This is a genomic window from Paenibacillus sp. FSL R7-0273 (assembly GCF_000758625.1).
Taxonomy (GTDB): Bacteria; Bacillota; Bacilli; order Paenibacillales; family Paenibacillaceae; genus Paenibacillus_AQ.
In genome coordinates this window covers 1,707,760-1,724,725 of the sequence record NZ_CP009283.1, presented here as the reverse complement: position 1 = coordinate 1,724,725, position 16,966 = coordinate 1,707,760, and the positions used below count along the sequence as shown (strand labels likewise).

Annotated in this window: 15 protein-coding genes; 7 read left to right on the top strand and 8 right to left on the bottom strand. The window is 50.2% G+C overall.

Going from position 1 to position 16,966, the window contains the following annotated elements; translation table 11 throughout:
• Positions 1-9: 9 nt before the first annotated feature.
• The 5 genes from R70723_RS07510 to R70723_RS07490 all read left to right on the top strand — a co-directional run bounded on the left by R70723_RS07510 (position 10) and on the right by R70723_RS07490 (position 7,036).
• Positions 10-1,752: a sensor histidine kinase gene (locus tag R70723_RS07510; RefSeq protein WP_039871031.1), complete on the top strand. Its 1,743-nt coding sequence runs from the start codon at positions 10-12 to the stop codon at positions 1,750-1,752.
• A gap of 1 nt (position 1,753) precedes the next feature.
• Positions 1,754-3,208 carry a response regulator transcription factor gene (locus R70723_RS07505; RefSeq protein ID WP_039871029.1) on the top strand — a complete coding sequence of 485 codons (1,455 nt, stop codon included), beginning with the start codon at positions 1,754-1,756 and terminating at the stop codon, positions 3,206-3,208.
• 127 nt (positions 3,209-3,335) lie between these two features.
• The gene (locus tag R70723_RS07500) at positions 3,336-5,030 is read left to right on the top strand and encodes an extracellular solute-binding protein (protein ID WP_039871026.1); all 1,695 of its coding nucleotides are present in this window, start codon (positions 3,336-3,338) and stop codon (positions 5,028-5,030) included.
• Between the two features lie 69 nt (positions 5,031-5,099).
• Positions 5,100-6,098, top strand: a complete 999-nt coding sequence (locus tag R70723_RS07495; protein ID WP_231574839.1) for an ABC transporter permease — start codon at positions 5,100-5,102, stop codon at positions 6,096-6,098.
• 14 nt (positions 6,099-6,112) lie between these two features.
• A complete protein-coding gene (locus tag R70723_RS07490) occupies positions 6,113-7,036 on the top strand; it encodes a carbohydrate ABC transporter permease (protein ID WP_039871024.1) in 924 nt (307 codons plus the stop codon).
• Between the two features lie 82 nt (positions 7,037-7,118).
• Here the strand turns inward: R70723_RS07490 and R70723_RS07485 are convergent, their stop codons facing one another.
• From R70723_RS07485 to R70723_RS07470, 4 genes are all read right to left on the bottom strand, one after another.
• Positions 7,119-7,715: a TetR/AcrR family transcriptional regulator gene (locus R70723_RS07485; RefSeq protein WP_039871021.1), complete on the bottom strand. Its 597-nt coding sequence runs from the start codon at positions 7,713-7,715 to the stop codon at positions 7,119-7,121.
• 16 nt (positions 7,716-7,731) lie between these two features.
• Positions 7,732-9,132: an MFS transporter gene (locus R70723_RS07480; RefSeq protein ID WP_039871019.1), complete on the bottom strand. Its 1,401-nt coding sequence runs from the start codon at positions 9,130-9,132 to the stop codon at positions 7,732-7,734.
• A gap of 111 nt (positions 9,133-9,243) precedes the next feature.
• Positions 9,244-10,011, bottom strand: coding sequence for a 4-hydroxy-tetrahydrodipicolinate reductase (gene dapB / locus R70723_RS07475; protein ID WP_039871017.1), 768 nt, complete (start codon positions 10,009-10,011; stop codon positions 9,244-9,246).
• Positions 10,012-10,123: 112 nt separating this feature from the next.
• Positions 10,124-10,996 (bottom strand): YitT family protein, encoded by an 873-nt coding sequence (locus R70723_RS07470; protein WP_039871013.1) that lies wholly within the window; start codon positions 10,994-10,996, stop codon positions 10,124-10,126.
• 100 nt (positions 10,997-11,096) lie between these two features.
• Here R70723_RS07470 and R70723_RS33330 point away from each other — a divergent pair, with 100 nt between their 5' ends.
• On the top strand, positions 11,097-11,471 hold the full coding sequence (locus tag R70723_RS33330) for a hypothetical protein (RefSeq protein WP_156123792.1): 375 nt from the start codon (positions 11,097-11,099) through the stop codon (positions 11,469-11,471).
• Between the two features lie 58 nt (positions 11,472-11,529).
• Entirely contained in the window at positions 11,530-11,733 is a 204-nt protein-coding gene (locus R70723_RS07465) for a hypothetical protein (RefSeq protein ID WP_039871011.1), read from the top strand.
• Positions 11,734-11,855: 122 nt separating this feature from the next.
• On the opposite strand, the gene R70723_RS07460 is transcribed toward R70723_RS07465, so the two are convergent.
• From R70723_RS07460 to R70723_RS07445, 4 genes are all read right to left on the bottom strand, one after another.
• Positions 11,856-12,437, bottom strand: coding sequence for a hypothetical protein (locus R70723_RS07460; RefSeq protein WP_039871010.1), 582 nt, complete (start codon positions 12,435-12,437; stop codon positions 11,856-11,858).
• Positions 12,438-12,730: 293 nt separating this feature from the next.
• Positions 12,731-13,393 carry a YczE/YyaS/YitT family protein gene (locus R70723_RS07455; RefSeq protein WP_047171054.1) on the bottom strand — a complete coding sequence of 221 codons (663 nt, stop codon included), beginning with the start codon at positions 13,391-13,393 and terminating at the stop codon, positions 12,731-12,733.
• A gap of 5 nt (positions 13,394-13,398) precedes the next feature.
• Positions 13,399-16,080 (bottom strand): glycoside hydrolase family 28 protein, encoded by a 2,682-nt coding sequence (locus R70723_RS31945; protein WP_052421218.1) that lies wholly within the window; start codon positions 16,078-16,080, stop codon positions 13,399-13,401.
• A gap of 184 nt (positions 16,081-16,264) precedes the next feature.
• Positions 16,265-16,870, bottom strand: a complete 606-nt coding sequence (locus R70723_RS07445; RefSeq protein WP_039871008.1) for a DUF1349 domain-containing protein — start codon at positions 16,868-16,870, stop codon at positions 16,265-16,267.
• Positions 16,871-16,966: the final 96 nt, after the last annotated feature.

The following is a 16,966-nucleotide window of genomic DNA, read 5'->3' as shown; positions in this document are numbered from 1 at the left end:
AGGGAACCAATGCGCAATCCATTTCACAATGTAGGCTTGTTCAGACAGCTGGTCTACTTGATCGGAGTAACGTTTATTATCGTGCTGGTATCATTCGCTGTTTCTAATAAAATTGCAGAGCGTACGGTAGAGAAGCAGGTCGCAGACTCAGCTGACAAAATCGTGCTCCAGGTAGAGGAGACGCTGGCCAACTTTTTTAAGGATATGGACGGGATCTCTTACTCTCTGCTTTACAGCACCATCTTGCAAAATTACTTAAGCAGCGATGATCCGCTCACGAAGATTCTGATGAATCCGGAGATCATTGCCGAGTTCTCCAGTACACTGGCCCTGAAGGAAGAGGTAATGGGCATCCAGCTCTACAACCGGGAAGGGGAGCTCGCCACCAGTATCGGCAAACCCTTTGCTCCAGTGCAGCAAAGATCAGCAGATGAAATTAAATATGAGCTGGGCACCTCTGACCAGGCCGGCAGAACCTTCTATACCATTTCAGTACCTGTGTACAATTTGCAGAATAACCGTGTACTTAAGGACTACCGCGGTATGTGCGTATTTTATATGGACGTCAAAAATTTCACCTCGGTCTTAGGCAAATCGAAGCTGACCGAGCATTCGCGCCTGTTCCTGACCGATGAGCGGGACCGCATTATAACCGGCTCTGACGGACCGGATTCCCGCGTGCTGGCAGATGTCGATCAGCACAGCTCCGGCAAGGAGTATATTGTGCTCAAGAAGACACTGGCCAACGGCTGGAAAATTGTCAGTGACATCCCCCGTGCCGAGCTTCTGTCAGAGCTGGATCTGGTCAAACGGCTGAATGTTGTTGCTTATGCCGTGATTTCACTGGTGTTCCTGCTGTTTCTGCTGCTGTTCTATTTCCAGCTGCTGCGCCCCGTACGCGCCCTGCTGGATTTCGTAAATTCATATGCGCGCAGGGGAGGACAAGCCCGGTTCCATAACAGCTACCATAATGAAATTGGCGTGCTGGGCACAAGCATCAATCATATGCTGGATTCGATTGTACAGCTGGGAAATGATGTGCAGAATGCGCAGCGGAAAATGTACGAATCCGAGCTGGACCGCAAGCAGATGGAGATCACCGCTTACCGGAATCAGATCAATCCCCACTTTTTATACAATACACTGGAAAGCATCCGGGCCTTATCCCTTTACCACAAGGTAGGTGACATCGCTGAAATTACCTCCTCCTTATCAAGGCTGTTCCGGTATTCCGTTAAAGGGGATAACTTTGTTACGATACGTGAAGAGATTGCACATATGCAGGAATATGCCCGTATTATTGACTTTCGTTTCAGAGGTAAAATCACGATCCGCTTTGAGGTGGAAGAGTCCTTAACCGAGGTGAGAACACTTAAGCTGCTGCTTCAGCCATTGGTTGAAAACGCTGTCTTCCACGGGCTGGAGCGTAAAATCGGACCCGGCACGGTTACCGTTACGCTGCATAGCGTTCATTCAGACTTCATCCGGGCTGTCGTCGCAGATGACGGGATCGGATTCCGTGACGACAAGCTGGAACAGCTCCAGGCTTTTTTGCTGCACGCTGAGCTTACAGGCGACCATCGTACAGGACTGCAGGGCTCCGGAATCGGCCTCGCTAACAGCTTCCGCCGGCTTAAGCTGTTTTACGGCGGACAGGCAGCGCTTAAGATTGAGGCCGGCCCTGTTCAAGGCACAATTGTCACGCTGGATTTTCCCATTCATATTCCTTTAGATGAGACGGAGGCCGACTAACATGAGAAAAGTATTAATCGTCGATGACGAGCCTTGGGTTGCCTATGGCATATCCCGGCTGATTGACTGGGAGCGTCTCGGCTTCAGGATTATCGGAGAAGCCTATGACGGAGCCAGTGCATGGCAGCAGGTGATGCAGGAACAGCCTGAGCTGGTTATTTCCGATATCCGCATGCCCGGACTGGACGGCCTTGAACTGCTTGAAAATATTAAAAGGAGCGGACTTCCCACGCAGGTTGTGCTGATCAGCGGATATGCGGATTTCAGCTATGCCCAGCAGGCAATCCGCCACGGTGCTTTTGATTATCTGCTCAAGCAGGTGGAGCAGGACCAGCTGGAGGATGCGGCTAAACGGGTAGGAGAATTTCTGGATGCCAGGGAGCAGTCCGACAGCAGCCTGGATCTTTTTCTGGATGACCTGTTCGAGCTGCTTGATCCGGATAACAGTGTGAGCATTGCAGGCTTCATTGAAAGCAGGCGGATACCGGCCAGCTTCCCCCACTTCCGCTTCATCAACTGCCTGTTCCCGGAGGTCTCCCCGGACTGGCCGGCCCTAACCAGTCCTGCAGACGCGGGACAGCTTCACGAGCTCCGTATGCGTACGGGACAGAATAAGCTGTCCATTCTTATCAATTATGACGAGGATAACCATCCGCTTGATTTACTGACTTACATTTCAGAGCATCTGCAAGCTGCGGAATGGACCGGCATCAGCAGCCTGGGACTGCTTGACTCCCCGCTTTCCCGCCTTCATCAGGAAGCTGACATTGCTCTATACAGCTCGGCCTTTTACCGGGCAGAGAATGTGCTGCGCTACAAGCCTGTTCTGCCCCCTGCTGAACTGCGTAAAATGCTGCTTAGACTGGAAGTGTCTATCAAGGAACAAAGCCAGGATGATATCACCTCGGATATCTCGCTTATAGCTTCCATATGCCGGACTCATTTGCTGCCGGCTGATCAGGTGGCTTTTGCCTACAATCAGATTGTCAGCCTGTATTACAAGTACTATGAATCTTCTTGGAGCTCCGGTCCGGAGCTGTTAACCTATGAAACGATCGCCCGTCAGCACTGCACCTCTGAAGAGCTTTTTGCCCGCCTTGGGGCCAGCTTTGAAAATGCAGCCGGTGAACCGGCTGTTAGCCCGAGCGGGCTTGCCAAGCGGGTGCTGGATTATATAGATGACAGCTTTACCGAAGATCTGCTTCTAAGCGAGGTAGCCCGGAACTTCCGCCTCAGCACCGGCTATGCAAGTGCCCTCGTCAAGAGGGAAACAGGCTCTACGTATTCGGACTATGTGACTGCCAAACGTCTGCAGCTGGCCCGCCAGCTGCTCGCAGACCCGGAGCTGTCGATCCACGAGATCGTACAGCGGATTGGCTATAAGGATTATTTCCATTTCAACAAGCTGTTTAAGAAACACTTCGGTGTAACGCCAAGCAAATACCGCAAACTGTGAAAGCGGATTTAACCCGTGAACAAAACACCAAAACAGCAAACTCCAGCCCTATGCCCTGGACGGCTGAACGTTTAGCATAAGAATTGTCTTATGCCTCATTACAACAAACGGGGAGGTTTAAAGAGAAATGAAAAGAATGAAGCCACTGGCACTATGCGGTTTATTGGCCTTATCACTTTTGGTTACAGCATGCGGAGGCTCAGGTTCTCCTGACGGTAATGCGGGCAATGCCGCATCACCGTTACCGGATACAGCCGGAGCGGACAGCGGGAAGCTGGATCAGGCCGTATGGTTCTCCAGCATTGATTTCTGGAATCCGCCGGCCACCTGGAACACAGATCCGAAGTCAGTGCAGGGCGCAATTTCAGAAGCAACTGGCTTGAGCTTTGAATTCAACATTCCGGCCCAGGACGGTGATACGAAGCTGAATCTGATGCTCGTATCCGGCAAGGATTTTCCTGATGTGCTGACAGTTACGAATGATGTGATGGTGAAGAAGCTGATCCAGTCGGGCAAGGTGTGGGACCTGGAAGAATTCCTGACCAAATACGATCCGGAATCCCACATTCTTAAAGACTTTCCGGCTGACGTAAAAGCAGTGATTGAAGAGCGTGACGGCGGCTTCTATTCCTACCCGAGCCATATCAATTCAGCAGATGCCCGCAGCGTCTATCCGCCTTCCGGTGAGTTCTACGTTGACCTGGTGGATTATGCCTCCAATCTGGGCATTATGGTAAACGGCAGCATTCTGGAGCAGATCGGCATGACACTTGAGGATATCCGTACCGAAGAAGGGCTGCTGGCTGCATATGACAAAGCCAAAGGCCTTAAGGTGGACGGCACACCGGTGATTCCGCTGCTGGTTGACGGTAAGGGCTATCAGGACACCACTCTCAAGTTCCTCCAGGACACCTTCGGTGCAATGGTTGTCGATAAAGACGGAACCTATAGGGATCTGCTGCTTGCTCCTGAAACTAAAGACGCTTTGTCTTTTCTGAACCAGTCCATGCGCAGCGGTTACTTTGAGCCGGGACAGATGACTGTCGACAACGCCGCAGTCAAAGCCGATGTCGCCTCCGGCCGGGTGTTCACCTTTATCGGAAATACGGCCAATACCTCATTCCAGCTTAACGATTACTGGCAGTCTTCAGGTCCCATCCTGTCCGCTGGCGGCAAAGCTCCGACATTGGATAAAAGTCAACGGGCCGGCGGCGGCTGGATGAAAACTCTGATTTCCAAGGATACCAAATACCCTGAGAAGCTGGCTAAATGGCTCAGTTATATGACCAGCAAGGAAGGGATGATGCTGCATATTTACGGCTTTGAAGGCGAGCATTACACTCTGGACGACAAAGGCCTGCTTGTCAAAACCGAAAAAGGTCTGAAGGACGCGGCAGATTATATGAATACAGCCGTCAGTGCGATCTGGCCGTTCCATCACACTACCTTCTCTTATTCGGTACAGCAGCCTCCAACTGAGGAAACAGATAAGGAAGCCGTTACCGCCAATAAAGTCCAGGCAGCCTACGGTAAGGATAAGGAGACTCATATATACGACAGCTCCGCCCTGTCACTGCCAGCCGATCTCTTCCCTGCTAACAGCGATAACGCCAATATTGAAACACAGATCAAGGCTTATAAAGAAGCACAAATTGCCAAGATTGTGATGTCCAAAACAGATGATGAATTTAACCGGCTGTACGATGAGCTGATTGACCAGTTGAAGAAGCTGGGGATTGAAAAGCTGGATGCCGAGCGCAACCTGTATATTCAGCAGAAAAGCGATGAATACGGTGTTCATACCAAGGGCATCAATTCCTGATAAGCAGCTGAACCAAAGATAAACAGGCTTGAGCCTGCGGCGGCACAGCTGCGGCAGGTGCAAGCCGGATTGGAGGAAGAAAACGGTATGGCGATGATCGAACCAATAACTTCTTCTAAGAAGAAGAATAAGGCATCCCGCAAGCAAAAATCCTTCAGGCTCGGCTACGACTTCCGCACACAGCTGGAGCTCAAAACGATGCTGCTGCCCGCTGTGTTCCTGATCTTCCTGTTCGATTTCACACCGCTGTTCGGGCTGCTCATGGCCTTTAAAGATTTTGAGCCGGTTATGGGTGTCAAAGGCATCTTTACAGCGGACTGGAACGGGATGGCCCATTTCAAAAGACTGTTTACCAATTTCCAGTTCTGGCCAATGATCCGCAACACCCTGGGCATTAACCTGCTTGGCGCAGCAGTCAGCATTCCGTGCACCCTGCTGTTTGCCCTGCTGCTCAATGAAATCCGCAATTCCCGCTTCAAGGCGGTCGTCCAGACGGTCACTTATTTACCGCATTTTCTGTCATGGGTCATATTCGGCGGGTTATTTATTACACTGCTGAACAGCGATGGCATCGTTAACTATGTACTGCTTCAACTGGGCTTCATCGACTCTCCTCTGCAATTTTTGGCTGATCCGAAATATTTCTGGGGTGTCGCCATTGCGACGGGCCTGCTGAAGGACCTCGGCTGGGGTGCTATCCTGTATCTGGCCGCAATGGCCGGAGTGGACCAGAGCCTGCATGAGGCGGCGGCAATCGACGGCGCAGGTCGTTTTAAACGAATGCTCCATGTAACGATACCAGGTATTCTTCCGACACTGATGGTGCTTATTATTTTCGCTGTCAGCGGCATGCTGAATAACAACTTTACCCAGATTTATGTCTTGCAGAATACGCTAAATCTGCCTGCCAGCCAGGTTATCGATACGTATGTTTATCAGACCGGACTTCTCAATTTTCAATTTTCGTCTGCGACCGCGATCGGTTTAACAAAGTCTGTCTTTGCTCTGGTCCTGCTGGTCGGGTCAAACTGGGTATCTAACAAAATAACTAAAACCGGATTGTTCTAAGGAGGAAATCGCTTATGGTGGGCGGAAACCACGCCGGGGAGCGGCTGTTTAACGGTTTAACCATTGCTATAATGATCCTGCTCATGATCATGACCGTGTATCCCTTCTGGTTTTCGGTCATTAGTTCATTTAACAGCGGAGGAGACTTACTTCGTGGTCCTGTGTTCCTCTGGCCGCGGGAATTCACTTTCGCCAGCTGGAAAGCGGTATTGTCGGACCAGGGCATTCTGTACGCGGCCTGGATTACAGCCTCGCGGACTGTAATTGTTACAGCCGTATCCATTCTGTATACGTCGATGTTTGCCTATGCCTTCTCCCGTCCCTATTTGCGGCGCAAGGCCTTTTACATTACGATCGGCTTCATCAGCATGTATTTCAGCGGCGGCCTGATTCCTTCCTATATGCTGATGAACTGGCTTGGATTATATGACAGCTACTGGGTCTATATCCTCCCTGCCCTGTTCGGCGGATTCTGGAATGTCATTATTTTCAACGCCAACTACAAGGGCATTCCGGAAGCTTTATTTGAATCCGCCAAAATGGACGGGGCCAGCGAATACCGCATCTTTTTCCAGATTGTCCTGCCCTTATCCAAACCCGTACTGGCCGCATTGTCTGTCTTTACAGCCGTCAACATCTGGAATGATTACGGAGCGACGCTCTACTATACGCAGTCTACCGATCTGCAGACACTGCAGTACTTAATTCTGCGGCTCATTCAGTCAAACCGTGCGGTTGAGAACATGATGAGCATGAACAATGGCACCAATCTCGCTGTTGCCAATCTGCTTAATAATACCGGCGGAGTCGGTAACGTCACGGCACGAACGATTGAACTGGCCGCAATGGTTATCGCCTCTCTGCCCATGATTATTCTGTACCCGTTTGCGCAGAGGTTCTTTGTTAAAGGGGTGCTGCTGGGCTCGGTAAAAGGATGATGGAGCTTTGGCAGCAGCATCAAAAGGAGCAGGAAACACCGTTACCGGTCTTCCTGCTCCTTATGCTTGCTTAACAATAAGCCTACCGCGTCAATCCCCTCGTAAACGTCCCCACACTCTCCGTGATGAAATCCTCCAGTGTCAGGCCAGGAAATTGTTCACCGCCTGCCAGATTGTTAAGGAATACCCCATAATTCATAGAGATGAAGGAATAAGCCTGCAGCTCCGCGTTAGTCTCGATCAGCTTACCCTGAGCAGTCATCTCCTTAAAATAACGGGTCAGAATTTCAATGAATTGCTTCGGGTGCCTGATCGTGCGCTCACGAAAGCCCGGCAGATGATCTGCCTCTTTTACACTGATCATGATCATTTTACGGTTGCGGTTCATGATCTCATGATAGGTCCGGCTGATCAGCAGCAGGTCTGTCTCCAGCTCCCACACCAGCTTTTCATTAAACAGCCTCGTCATTTCCTCCGCATAATGAAACCGGTCAAAGGCTGTCTCCAGCAGGTTTTGCTTACTTCCGAAATGGCGGAACAGCGTCTTTTCGCTCAACCCGGCGGCAGCGGCAATCTCCTGGGCTGTTACTCCCTTATAGCCCTTGCTTGCCATCAGATCAATCGCAGCCAGCAGCAGCTTATCACCGGTATTTTTAACAGCGTTGCTTCCTTCACTCATTATTTCCACCTCATGATTATAGTCTGGCAGTTTCCGGCCGTTCAGCTGTGTCCTTGTCAGATCTGCGCCCAAATTGAACAAAATATAAAGAAGCCATGATTGCCACCAGCAAAGCCAGTGTTAAAAAAATGTTGCTGTATACAAATGCAGCGCTGTCACGGGGAATCGGATTAAACCTGATGGTCGTTGTGCCGAAATCGAGAATTTTGCCTATCGTTGCCGTGGATACCGCTGCTGCAATAAAGTTTAACATGGAAAACAGGCCCATCCCGATCCCTATCTGATCCTTGGACAAGGTGCGGGAAATGGTGTTTGATAAGGCGATCTGCATAAAGGATTGGCCCAGCACCGTAAAGATAAGGGATACGGCAATAAAAACAGGCGGCATGCCCGCAACCGTAGACAGGCAGAGGAAGCCAAAGATAAGCAGAGCGGCTGCTGCAGTTAAAAGAAAGGAATTCCCTTTTTCATCAGCCAGCCTGCCCCCTTTGCGCCCCATATATGCCGTAATAAGCGCCGAGGGCAGCATGATCAATCCGATTACAGCCGGTGACAGCTGGTTTAGCTGTGCCAGAAGCTGGGGCGTAATGAACGGTGTGCTGAAGCTGATCGCAGTCAAAACAAAGGCAATAGCCAGACCGGAGGTATAAGCCTTGTTCCGGAAAACAACCGGATCAATGAACGGATGCGCCGCATAGCGGATACGCAGAATGAAAAGCAACAGCAGTATGATCCCGCTGACAGCGTATCCTACGCCTCCATTCGTTAATGCAAGCAGTAAGGCAGCTACAGTTCCTGCCAGAAGAACGCCACCGATAAAATCGATTCTGCTATCGCTCCCCTTCTCATCGTCCAGGTATTTACGGTAAAACGGTAACGTGAATAGGGCAAGCAGCGGAATAACGAAAAGCACCTGCCAGCTCCACACCGTAGACACAAACCCGGCAATAATCGGGCCAAGTGCCGACCCGAGTGCTACCCCGATGGCTGAAGTGCCAAGGGCGCGCCCGCGCTTTTCCGGTGAAAAATAACGGATCGGAATAATCATCGCCAGCGCCGGAATGACGGATGCCCCGACCGCCTGGAGCAGACGGGCCACAATCATCATCCAGTACTCAGTGGACACGATTCCGAATAGAGAACCGGCTGCTAAAAAGATCAGGCCGAACGTCAGCAGATTTTTCAGGCTGTATTTGTCCGTCAGCTTGCCGAAGGTCACCGTGCCGATTGCGTACACGATCAGATAGCCCGATACCATCCAGCTTACCTGCGACGGCGACAGCAGAAATTGCTTGCTGATCACCGGAAGCACCACATTAAACATCGTTCCGTTCATCACGGAGATGATCAGAGTAAATACAAGAATACGCATTAGCCGCTCACCGTTATTGGCGGGAATGCTGCTGTTTGTCTGCATTGCAGGGCCTCTTTTCTATAAAATAAACCTGCCGTTCCCGGCTTGTTTGACTGTCAGTACTGACTGACATTCAAACAAATAATAGCCCACATCTGTCTGTTTGTCAAAAATTTATTTACCGTTACTCAACACATTCGTCATTAAATCCTCTACTGTATAGAGTCCATTGGGCTGGGTTGCAATGAATGCAGCCGCCATCAGAATACCCTTAGTCAAATCTCTGCGGGATTCCAATTGATGTGACAGTTGAATGGTTTCACCTAAGGCATTATAGAGCGTAACATAATGTTCTCCGATAATATCGCCTTCTCTTATGCTCGATATTTCAATCTCTGTCTTTTCATCAGCTTCGCGTATGATCTCGTCAATTTTCAGTGCTGTTCCGCTCGGCGCATCCAGCTTGTATTTATGATGCTTTTCTACAATCTCGGCCTTAACAATACCTCCCCGCTTCACAATTTCTCTGATTTTCTCAATAAATATGTATATGTCCACACTGAAATTAGCCGCCATCAATATAGGAAAAGAATGACTCAGCTCTTGAATGTCGTTCAAATCCTCATCTGTGAATGCAGTGGTGGCAATCACCAGCGGTTTTTTTAGTTTTTTATAATGGCCGGAATTGCTATTCATAAAGGCATCTCTCATCGTAACATCGATGATGACATCCGCTTCATTCACCTTATTGAAGTTATCGGAAATCACGACATTTGTTTTCTTATACTCAGAGATCAGAGAAACACTGCGCCCAACATGCTGATTCCCTTCTCTTGTTACGGCATTACTGAGCAGGAAGCCTTTACTATGTTCTATCTCGTTAAGAATGTCTGCAGAAAATCTTCCCGTGGCCCCAATCAAAGCAATATTAACAATATCCATGCGGACCCTCCTGATACGGTTTCAAGTGATTATGCAGATTATAGCATTATTCTAAATAAATGACGCGCCCGGGAAGAAAGGTGAGCCTTCCGCAGGGCGCGTCATAGGGTGATTAGTGAATGTCTTTCTTTTTAAAGTTACCGCCCTTAACCTCAGCCACGTCGTACACTACGACAAAAGCACCCGGGTCAATTTCATGGATGATATCTTTAATCTTGCTTTCTTCCAGACGGTTGATGACACAGGTAATTTCTTTGAACTGCTCGTTGGAGTAGCCGCCGTATGCATCAGTATAGGTTGCTCCCCGGCCCAGCCGGTCGCGGATGGTTTCGACCATGACTTCAGGCTGGTTGGTGATGATTTTGAACGTTTTGGAGCCGCTCAGACCTTCCTCTACGATATGTATAACTTTTGAAGCAATGAAATAAGCTAGCGCCGACAGGATCGCCCCCTGCAGACCAAACACGGTTGACACGACAATGAACACAAAGGTGTTCAGGAACAGGATCAGGTCACTCGTACCAAAAGGCAGCTTCCGCGACAGCAGCACAGCCAGCATATCAATCCCGTCCAGCGCCCCGCCGTTACGCAAAGCAAGACCCATCCCGAAACCGATGATAATCCCGCCGACCACTGTAACCAGCAGGGTATCCCCCTGAATGATTGTCGGTACGTGATGCATAAGGACGGTGCCGACCGCTAAGGAAGCTATACCTAGAATGGAATAAAGGGCAAAGCTTTTACCAATCTGCTTATAACCGAGCCACACAAAAGGAATATTAATAACCGCAATCAGCAGCCCCAGCGGAACTCCGAATAATTGCGAGCCTACGATACTTAGACCTGTCACGCCTCCGTCAGAGACATTATTGGGAATTAACACAGCTTCCAGACCATACGCAGCGATCATAGCCCCGATGGCTACTAATAATGCCTTTGAAAAAACCTTTAGCTTATTGGATTTCGGTTGTCTTCTTACATTCATCAAACTTCCCCGTTTCTGAATTAATTTACCTTTTACAAAAAAAGCTCACAGAAACCAGTCTATAATATTTATCACAACATTAGCAAATGGCAGCGGGCGTTTGGGCAAAGGGCAGCAGCAGTGTGGTTCACCAGACGGAGAGCGTTTGGGCAAAGGACAGCAGCAGTGTGGTTCACTAGGCAGAGAGCGTTTGGGCAAAGGACAGCAGCAGTGTGGTTCACCAGACGGAGAGCGTTTGGGCAAAGGACAGCAGCAGTGTGGTTCACCAGACGGAGAGCGTTTGGGCAAAGGACAGCAGCAGTGTGGTTCACCAGACGGAGAGCGTTTGGGCAAAGGACAGCAGCAGTGTGGTTCACCAGACGGAGAGCGTTTGGGCAAAGGACAGCAGCAGTGTGGTTCACCAGACGGAGAGCGTTTGGGCAAAGGACAGCAGCAGTGTGGTTCACCATGTCCGTTGGCGGTTATCGTTACATAGAACGGCTTTTGGCGACACATCCTAAGCTAGAGTCTGCACATAGAAAGGAGATTATCCCATGAAGGACAACAAGGAAGCCCCGCTGGACGGGCGCAAACCGGGTGTACACCCGATCCCAGAGCCGGATTCCAAGGCGGATAGCGATACAGGAGCAGCAGGTAAGCTCGACGAAATCGTCGGCGCAGTGCTGGGTAACGACCACGAGGTAACCGCTCCCGGGATTGCCCCGGATCATGAGGACAAAGAGGAGCGCAGGGACTAAGCAGCAGGGATTTTTCCCTCTATTGCGGTCCGGGCGGGCAACTTTGGACCATTTAGAGGGATTTTTCCTTTTATCGCGGCCCGGGCGGGGCAACTTCGGACCATTTAGAGGGATTTTTCCCTTTATCGCGGCCCGGGCGGGGCAACTTCGGACCATTTAGAGGGATTTTTCCCTTTATCGCGGTCCGGCGGGGCAACTTCGGACCATTTAGAGGGATTTTTCCCTTTATTTCGTCCATTTCGCCTACTTTCGGCGGAATCAGAGGCACTTTTGCCCTTCATTCGCTCACTCCGCCCACTTTCGGCGGATTCAGAGGCACTTTTGCCTTTGATTTTCTCATTCTGCCCACTTTCGGCGGAATCAAAGGCATTTTTGCCTTTTATTTGTCCATTCCGCCCACTTTTGGCGGAATGAGAGGCACTTTTGCCTTTGATTTTCTCATTCCGCCCACTTTCGGCGGAATCAGAGGCACTTTTGCCTTTGATTTTCTCATTCTGCCCACTTTCGGCGGAATCAAAGGCATTTTTGCCTTTTATTTGTCCATTCCGCCCACTTTTGGTGGAATGAGAGTCACTTTTGCCTTTGATTTTCTCATTCCGCCTACTTTTAGCGGAATCAGAGGCATTTTTGCCTTTCATTCGCTCATTCCGCCCACTTTTGGACGGAATCAAAGGCACTTTCGCTTTTGCCTCTCTTCTGCTCATTCCGCCTGCTTCTTCTTGGCGGATTCAAAGGCACTTTTGCCTCTCATTCTTACATTCCGCCAACTTTCCGCGGCGTTGGTGGGATTTTTTCCTTTGCTTTAACCCGGACAGGGCGTTTTCAGCTCAGTTGGCTGGATTCCCCCCTTTACTCAGGTACGGGCTAACCAAATTCAGTCGGCGTATAGGGGTATTGGGGTTTACCACACACATTAAACAAGGTATCCCATTCCGCATCAGCCAGCGGAATCCGGGATACCTTGTTTTTGTTCAGCACAATTACCGTTCAGCAGCCTCTAGAGCGAAACGGGGCCGCCGTTTGCTTTGGTACTCTTTTTGCCAAGCAGCTTGTTCGTAAAATGCACATCAAAGAAATGAATAATCGGTCCCAGGCCAAATGCGGACACCAGCGTTCCAAGGCCGACAATGCCGCCTGCCAGGAAGCAGATCAGCGCACAAAGCGCGTCGGTAAACATCCGGTGCCAGAAATACGAAATCCTTGGCGCTCTAATCTTCATAATTAGAGACAGCGCATCATACGGGGCTACCCCCACATCCGAGGACTGATACAGCGATACTCCAAAGCTGCAGACCACCACGCCGATTGCTACTGTGATCACCTTATACCAGAACTGCTGGGGCTCACCCAGCACCCCGATCCAAATATCATAAAAGAAGGTGGCGATATACCCCAGAAAGATGGCATTAACAAACGTCCCGGCTCCGATAAACTTCCTTCCGGTAATCCATTCAACTACGAACAGCACTACGTTTAGTAAAATAAGAAAATTAGCATAGCTGATAAAGCTGAGGTCTGCCAGGGCCATTACCATGCCGCTAAACGGATCATTCCCCATACCGGACAGCTTAAAAATACTGATGCCCATCCCCAAAAATATATTGCCGATAATCATAATAATTAGCCGTTTGGGATCTAGTCCCTTAATATACCCAATCATCCGGCTCATCCTGTTACCTTAATGCTGACTTCCAGCTTAACCGGAATAATCCCGTCATCAGCAATGAATTCTATTATATAAGGCTCATTACGTACCGCATCAGCAGCAGGCGTCCAGCTGAACGTACAGGCCTGTCCCGGAACAAAAGCGGCTGTATCAAAGCAAGCCCCCTCCGGTAATTTCCCTGCTGTCAAAATCATCGGCTCCGCAATCCCCTGTACCCCAGGGTCCTTATCGGACCGGGTTTCATTATAGATCCTGCCGTCCGTTTCATGAGCAGATACCTCATATGCCGGCTGTCTGGCTATAACAGGGAAGGACAGCTGTTCACCAGCCCGGATACTCTGCTCTGCAACAAAAGCGAAGAACGGCCGGAATACCGTCTGCGGCAAAGGATACGCTCCGGTCTCAACCGGGAGGCTATAGCCATTATCCGGGATAGCTACCGTTTCATACGGATACAGCCGGTCCTTCGGCGTCCCCGGAGCAGGCGCATTGACTGCCACCCTTTTGACAGACAGTTCACTGTCTATGGTTACATCCTCTACTGCGGTCTGCTCATAAGGATAGTCCGTTACATATTCCAGTCCTGCCGGGCGTTTGCACCGGTTACTCACCAGGACAACATCTTCAACTCCGTCGGCACGGTCAACGCGGATATTCCGGAGCGAACCCTGCACAACATCATCGAGCACAATGGGATACCGGGTATCTTCTGTCAGGAAGCGAAGCTCGATCCCGTCCAGATACAGATTGTCCACGTGTCGTGCATACAGCCCGTAGGCCGGCAAAATCCCCCAGTTGCTTGGCTCAGGATAAACCTCCGGCAGCTCCGGTACATTAAACGGCGCGTCCTTCCACGTTCCGGCTTCCGGATTCCATTCTGCGCGGGGGAGCAGTCCTTCATTTTTCAGGAAAAAGGTGTTCACCAGCCACGGCAGCGACTGCACACTGCGCTTCTGTCCGCCATACTGGGCATATTCCCAGTTCGTGTTCAGCTGGCGCTGCTCCACCGCATGCTCCAGGCTCAGACCGCCGCGGTATTCCACCTTGACGTTGGTAATGGACACATTCTTAATCCGGCTGCCCATCAGGCCCATCAGCTCAATCGGATAGCGGGGATCGGCATTTTTGACCGTAATATTCCGGATGATAATGTCGTGAACATAAGCAATATGCTCGCTGCCGTTCGCATTGGCATACAGCGGAAGCTCGCCTTCCTGCAGCTCTTTACTGTAATCCGGAACATATTTCTTCGTCAGCTCATCGTAGCAGACAGCATACCATCTGCCATTCTCTTCATGGACATTGGCCGGATTCAGCCGGAGAGGCTGCTCAGGGTCTACAATATTAAAATAGGAGGAGCCGTCCGCAGAAACGTTATGTGTTCTATTATAAGACGGAAGATAGCGCCTTGCCGGATACACCTGGTATGGCTCCTTGGCCGGCAGCACCCAGTGACTCTGATCCAGTCTGACATTAGGTGCCGCATCCCCGGCCGGAATAAAGTCCTCTCCGGTGCTGTTCCCCGTAACAGGGAATCGTCCGCGGTCTCCTGCCTTAATGAATATCGGCGAGCTGCTTACATCCTCCATAGTCGAATCCTCAAAAATAATATTGCTCAGGTCCGCCCCGTCCACAGCCTCGAGCGCAAAGCCTCTGGATCTTTTAAACTGGACACGGCGCACCGTAACAAGGTCATACCCGCAGGTTGACTCCGTTCCCAGCTTGACCCGGGCGGTAGGGCCGCAGCGGTCCGTGGCGATCAGCTTATCCTGTGTATACGTTTTCGCATATACGGAGCCTATGTCATAGCCGCTGACGATGCAGTCTTCAATCAGCACGTTACGCAGCGGCATGAATATTCCGCCTCCGTAGGAGGCTTTTAACACAATGGCATCATCGGTCAGGGAATTAAAAGTAGAATGCACAATCGTCACATTCTCACAGCAGTCCACATCAAACGCATCGCGGTTCGTATCGACCAGAATGTGCTCCACATACATATTTTTCACACAAGTCGTAATAATCGCAAAATGGCCGCCGGCCAGAATCGAAAAGTCGCAAAAGGCTATATTCTCGCACCGCACCAGTGCAATCGCCTTGTTCCCGAACCATTCCCCCTGATGCCCCGGCCCGTTACGGCGGATTGGCTCATGCGGGTCGCCACCCATCAGGATCTGCTCCAGCTCCCCTTTATCATTCAGCGAGCTTCCATCCAGCAGACCGGGACCGTAGATCATCACATCACGGATATCCGCTCCATACATCAGACTGTTCGCAAAATACGTATGCCCGTGATCCTGCAGGCCCACATACAGATTGACCTCAGGCTCATCATAATTACCGCCCTCTCCAAGCTGCAGCTCATAGGACCGGGTAATATCCGTTCTGGCTGCGGAAAGGACACTGCCTGCGGACAAGTACAGATTCACGCCGCTCTGCAGACGGATCGTATACACTCTGAAGCTGCCTTCAGGTACAACTACAGTTCCGCCTTCTAACGATGCAGCCAGAATGGCATTATTAATTGCTGAGGTATTCACCACAGGTGAATGGTCCGTCCCCGCCCCGAAATCACGGATATCGAACCGGCGTTCTTCCTTCAATAGATAGGTTCTGTCAAAAGGGCATCCTGTTGCTTCTGTTACCTGAAACATAATAGCCTCCATTTTATCCGGGAGCATGCTGATAGGTCCTCCCGCAATTTCCTCTGCTGCTGTCTCTTGGCTGTTTGTCTACCGTTTTCATTCTACGTAAAGCGGGGGATTTCCTGCGTAATCCTTTAACGGCTGGTCTTTTTATAATTAGCATGAAAAAACCCGCCCGGCTCCTTTCGATGCCGCCAGCGGGTTTTATTTTCGGATAAAGCTACACACCTGCTCTAATATTCTTCACCGTTTTCTTTTCTAATGAGAAGCCAGAGTAGCTTCTGTCACCGCCGCTGCCAGTGGGAGCCTGCGGAACGAAGCCCACCTTCACCGTCTCCTCCACCGGTAAATTGAAGAATCTCACCATGTAGAACTGGTCACCGTCTAATGAATAATGAAAAGCAAAGCCCTGGCCGACACGGGTAATCTGAAGCCATACTGAATCCCCGTCAATATTGCTGCCATTTGCGTCGTCTGATAACGGATTCGTCACCACACTTACAACGGCATGGGTATCGAAATCTGTCAATTCAAAGCATAGCTTGGCCCATACCCCAAGATCCTTCATGACCATTACCGAAGCAGAATCGTAAACATCCCGGAAATCATGGCTTACCTTCACCCGCATCACAAAATCACCGGAAACCTCTGTGTAAAAAAACGGGGCATTGGTAAGCGAGCTCGGCGTAATTCCTTCTTCAGATACCGTTCCATTGTTGCAAAAGAAATCACTATCCTTCGGAGCGTATAATATCACTTCTTCATTCTCATACCGGATGCTGCTTTCGTTAAGCCAATTAAAGCTGCTGAAATCCTTGTGATCCATTCAACTTCCCTCCAGCTCTTTTAGGATTAGTAAATTTTCACACTACAGTAAATAATTTTATCACTGAAGCTGCCGTTTCGTGTAGAACGATTCTTC

Bases quoted from the DNA above. Each gene is read 5' to 3' on its own strand.
- R70723_RS07510 (WP_039871031.1), top strand. From the start codon at position 10: ATGCGCAATCCATTTCACAATGTAGGCTTGTTCAGACAGCTGGTCTAC.
- R70723_RS07505 (WP_039871029.1), top strand. From the start codon at position 1,754: ATGAGAAAAGTATTAATCGTCGATGACGAGCCTTGGGTTGCCTATGGC.
- R70723_RS07500 (WP_039871026.1), top strand. From the start codon at position 3,336: ATGAAAAGAATGAAGCCACTGGCACTATGCGGTTTATTGGCCTTATCA.
- R70723_RS07490 (WP_039871024.1), top strand. From the start codon at position 6,113: ATGGTGGGCGGAAACCACGCCGGGGAGCGGCTGTTTAACGGTTTAACC.
- R70723_RS07485 (WP_039871021.1), bottom strand. From the start codon at position 7,715: ATGAGTGAAGGAAGCAACGCTGTTAAAAATACCGGTGATAAGCTGCTG.
- R70723_RS07480 (WP_039871019.1), bottom strand. From the start codon at position 9,132: ATGCAGACAAACAGCAGCATTCCCGCCAATAACGGTGAGCGGCTAATG.
- dapB (WP_039871017.1), bottom strand. From the start codon at position 10,011: ATGGATATTGTTAATATTGCTTTGATTGGGGCCACGGGAAGATTTTCT.
- R70723_RS07470 (WP_039871013.1), bottom strand. From the start codon at position 10,996: ATGAATGTAAGAAGACAACCGAAATCCAATAAGCTAAAGGTTTTTTCA.
- R70723_RS07465 (WP_039871011.1), top strand. From the start codon at position 11,530: ATGAAGGACAACAAGGAAGCCCCGCTGGACGGGCGCAAACCGGGTGTA.
- R70723_RS07460 (WP_039871010.1), bottom strand. From the start codon at position 12,437: ATGAGCAGAAGAGAGGCAAAAGCGAAAGTGCCTTTGATTCCGTCCAAA.
- R70723_RS07455 (WP_047171054.1), bottom strand. From the start codon at position 13,393: ATGATTGGGTATATTAAGGGACTAGATCCCAAACGGCTAATTATTATG.
- R70723_RS31945 (WP_052421218.1), bottom strand. From the start codon at position 16,080: ATGCTCCCGGATAAAATGGAGGCTATTATGTTTCAGGTAACAGAAGCA.
- R70723_RS07445 (WP_039871008.1), bottom strand. From the start codon at position 16,870: ATGGATCACAAGGATTTCAGCAGCTTTAATTGGCTTAACGAAAGCAGC.